We start from the raw sequence: 3,422 nt of genomic DNA, 5'->3' as shown, positions 1-3,422 counted from the left end.
AAATTTTCATCCACTTTTTTCAAAATATCCAGTGCTGAAGGTGTTTGACTCCATGACTGAGAAAAAAGTCCCAATATCAAAAATCCGATCAATTTTTTCATACTTCCAGCTCCTTGAATAACTGTGCAGTTTCTCGTCGGTAAATTCCGATTCCGGCAATGGCGCTGCCAATGAATGTCGCTACTAATCCGGGAATGAAACCGATGAAATAAGTGGTCGGGGTAATTTTTGCGCGCAAAACATTGGAAATGAGCATCGAGGAACCTTTCATCAGAGAGGAATAATCAATGCCGTTTTTTTGCAAATAATAGGCAGCAACGAGTCCCAAAATTGTGCCGAATATTGAGCCAAAGATTCCGATGAGCAAAGATTCTGCAATCAGAGTTCGATAAAGATGCCCTTTGCGTTCCCCGATTGCCAGCCGCACGCCAATTTCTCCATAGCGGCGCAAACTCCCCATTAAACCGGCGTTCCAGAGAACAATCGACATGGCAACAATAAAAATCATCACAGCAATGAAAGAGACTCTGCTCATCATTCCCAGCATTTCCGCCAGACCGTTTTGATTGTGCAGGGAAATCATCACAGGCGCAAATTCGTCGTTTGTATTTTGCTGAGAAGAATTAAATTTTTCCGCCACCTGATTCGCTCTTTCTTTTTCATATTTCCCATCTTTAAAAAAGCCAAGTATTTCAGTCGCAGCGTCCTCCATGTAAAGCGCCTGCTGAATATCTCGAACATCCGCGATAACAGCGCCTCTATCGAGAGCAGTCACACCAAATTGCACTGTGCCCACAATTTTAAAATTTTCCAGCGCCATGCCGCCATACATGGTAGAAGAAATGAGCGTTGCAGCATCTCCCGGTTGCACTCCCAGCCGACGAGCAAAATCATCGCTGATGAGCAGCTCTTTGCTGTTTTCAATGAGTCTGCCACTTACAACTGCTCTGGACAAATTTAAATTTTCCTTTTCAATCGATCCGGGATTCAACAAATCGACCGCCATTCCGGCGACAGGTCCTTGTTTTTTTGTTTCGCCGTTTTCGTCGGGAATGTCCAGCAAACCGCCGAAATGAATGCGCGGCGTCCAATACAGATCGGAAAAATTTTTATTTAATTCTAAAATCAAAGAATCCACTCCCATCAAAGCCAGTTCGTTGGAAATTTGTCCCGATTGTTCTGCCTGAGCTCTGGTAGTAATTTTCACATGTCCGGTGTTAAAACGAGCATTTGTTTGAATCAATTCATCCAGATAGCCTGCCATCCAGGCGTGGACAAAAACGGTCAGAGCCACTCCGATGGTAACGATGAGAATCGGGAACAGACTTCTGGAACGATCCCGCAACAAGCCTTTCAGCAAAAATTTTATCATACGTATTTTCCTCGTAAAGCGTCCGTGGGATTCAATTTCGCGATCTTTCGCGTGGGCAAATAGCTCACAATGGTCGTCACCACAAAAATTAAAATCGTTGTTCCGAGAATTAAGCCAATGCCGTAAACCGGAAACAATTTATCGCCAATGGCAAAACCGTAATCATCCGTATTTTGCGGCAATGCCCAGCCTTTTTTCGCCGTGTAAATGAGCAGCGGAATTCCGTAAATCGCAGCGACCAGTGCCGCCAGCACGCTATGAATTGCGCCTTCCAGAGTAAAAAGTTGGATCACTTTAGGGCGAGTCATGCCCAGCGCCATTAAAGTGCCAATCTCTTTCCTCCGCCGGAAAATTGACAACACTTGTGTATCAAAAATCCCCAGCATCGCCAGAAACAGCAGCACAACATAAAGAATCGAAGCGCCCACGCTTTTTGCGCGAATCAATTCCGTTAAGTCGGCTAACAAAACTTCCGTTGTCTGAAATTTCCAGCCTTCGACAACCGGAATTTTCTCGCAATCCTGACTGACGGTAACCAGTGTCGCTTGATCCGTCATGCCGGTTAATTTTTGCAAAACCGGGAGGGAAAACCACAATTGATTATTGTCAATGCTCTGCACTGGTGTTTTGAAAATTTTTTCGATGCGCACTTCTCTGGCATCAAAAGTTCCGTTTATGTCACGCCACTGCACAGTCACGTAATCACCTTCCTGCAAATGCGCCATTTTTGCCATGCGCGAGCCAATGATCGCAGTCAATTCTTCTGATGAATCAGCCAGAAATTGAGTTGGTAAATCCAGAATCGATTGCCTCGGATCGATTCCTTTCAGGAGCACAGGTATCACTTTTCCTTCGGGATAAATTGCTCCCTGCAAAATGAGGACAGGCACTGCCTGTTTTTTCTCGATCAAATTTTTAATTTTTCCTGGAATTCGTGCATGCGCCTCGTCCAGAGTCAGAGGATCGAACGGATCATAATTTTCCTGCCAGAACTGGCCGCCACCGATTTCCGAATCAATTTTGGCGCGACTCACCTGTTCGTTCATGCCCTGATACAAGCCCTGCATCCAGATAATTGCCACATAAGAAAAAGAAAGCACCACTACATTCAGCCAGGTGCGCAGACCGGCGCCCAGTAAATTTCTTATCGCTAATTTGGGAATAATCATGACTTTTCTTCTCCTGTTGAATAAACAGGTTCGACAATTTCATCTTTCGCAAGTTTCCCGTCAAACAGAGAAATTTTCCGCCGCAGATATTGAATCACTTTCTCATCATGCGTGGCAAAAATGAACGTGGTTTTCAGCTCGCGGTTCAATTCAACCATGGTTTTCAAAATATTGTGAGAATTTTCCGCGTCTAAATTCGCCGTGGGCTCATCGGCAAGCACCAATTCTGGTCTTTTCACCATGGCACGCGCCACTGCCACGCGCTGGCACTGTCCGCCGGAAAGTTGCGCTGGTTTTGAATTGGTTTTATCGGTCAACTTCACCCATTCCAGCGCTTCCATCACGCGCTTTTTTCTCTCCGCTGCGGGAATCTTTTGCAGCAGCAACGGAAATTCCACATTTTCAAACACCGTATAAACCGGTAGCAGATTGAAGGTCTGAAAAATAAATCCAATGTGCTTATTGCGCAAATCCGCCGCCTCTTTTGCCGAGAGTTTTTCTACAGCTTTACCCAGCACAGTGACATGCCCTTCTGTTGGCGAATCCAGAGTTCCGATGATATTCAGCAGCGTTGTTTTCCCGGAACCGCTGGGTCCGACAATACCGACAAATTCTCCCTCTCGAATTTCGAGATTAATATTTTTCAGTGCAGGAAATTCATTTTCGCCCATGGGGTAGCGTTTTGTTAGATTCACTGTTTTGATTAGTAGATTATTTTCCATCGTTTAATCCCGTTTTTTTTGAATTGGTCGTTAGGCATTGGTCATTAGGCATTAGTCATTAGTCATTAGTCATTAGTCATTAGTCATTAGAAATTTGTGTCTTGTCCTGAAATAGGCTAACAAAAAACCATAAACTAAAAACTCGAAACTATGAACTCC

At 44.6% G+C, this 3,422-nt stretch carries 3 protein-coding genes; all 3 read right to left on the bottom strand.

Annotation, left to right across the window (positions count from 1 at the left end; genetic code table 11):
* Positions 1-97 precede the first annotated feature (97 nt).
* The 3 genes from GXO74_11045 to GXO74_11035 are packed head-to-tail and all read right to left on the bottom strand — an operon-like array spanning position 98 to position 3,263.
* The gene (locus tag GXO74_11045; GenBank protein ID NOZ62209.1) at positions 98-1,372 is read right to left on the bottom strand and encodes an ABC transporter permease; all 1,275 of its coding nucleotides are present in this window, start codon (positions 1,370-1,372) and stop codon (positions 98-100) included.
* Positions 1,369-2,541 carry an ABC transporter permease gene (locus GXO74_11040; GenBank protein ID NOZ62208.1) on the bottom strand — a complete coding sequence of 391 codons (1,173 nt, stop codon included), beginning with the start codon at positions 2,539-2,541 and terminating at the stop codon, positions 1,369-1,371. Before GXO74_11040 ends, GXO74_11045 begins: the two co-directional genes overlap by 4 nt.
* Positions 2,538-3,263: an ABC transporter ATP-binding protein gene (locus GXO74_11035; GenBank protein NOZ62207.1), complete on the bottom strand. Its 726-nt coding sequence runs from the start codon at positions 3,261-3,263 to the stop codon at positions 2,538-2,540. The genes GXO74_11040 and GXO74_11035 overlap by 4 nt, the downstream gene beginning before the upstream one ends.
* Positions 3,264-3,422: the final 159 nt, after the last annotated feature.

It is taken from the genome of Calditrichota bacterium (assembly GCA_013152715.1).
Taxonomy (GTDB): Bacteria; Zhuqueibacterota; Zhuqueibacteria; order Thermofontimicrobiales; family Thermofontimicrobiaceae; genus 4484-87.
The sequence above is the reverse complement of the archived record's forward strand: the minus strand, read 5'-3'. Positions and strand labels throughout refer to the sequence as shown.

Excerpts from the sequence above, each read along its gene's own strand:
- GXO74_11035 (NOZ62207.1), bottom strand. The coding sequence starts at position 3,263 with ATGGAAAATAATCTACTAATCAAAACAGTGAATCTAACAAAACGCTAC.
- GXO74_11045 (NOZ62209.1), bottom strand. The coding sequence starts at position 1,372 with ATGATAAAATTTTTGCTGAAAGGCTTGTTGCGGGATCGTTCCAGAAGT.
- GXO74_11040 (NOZ62208.1), bottom strand. The coding sequence starts at position 2,541 with ATGATTATTCCCAAATTAGCGATAAGAAATTTACTGGGCGCCGGTCTG.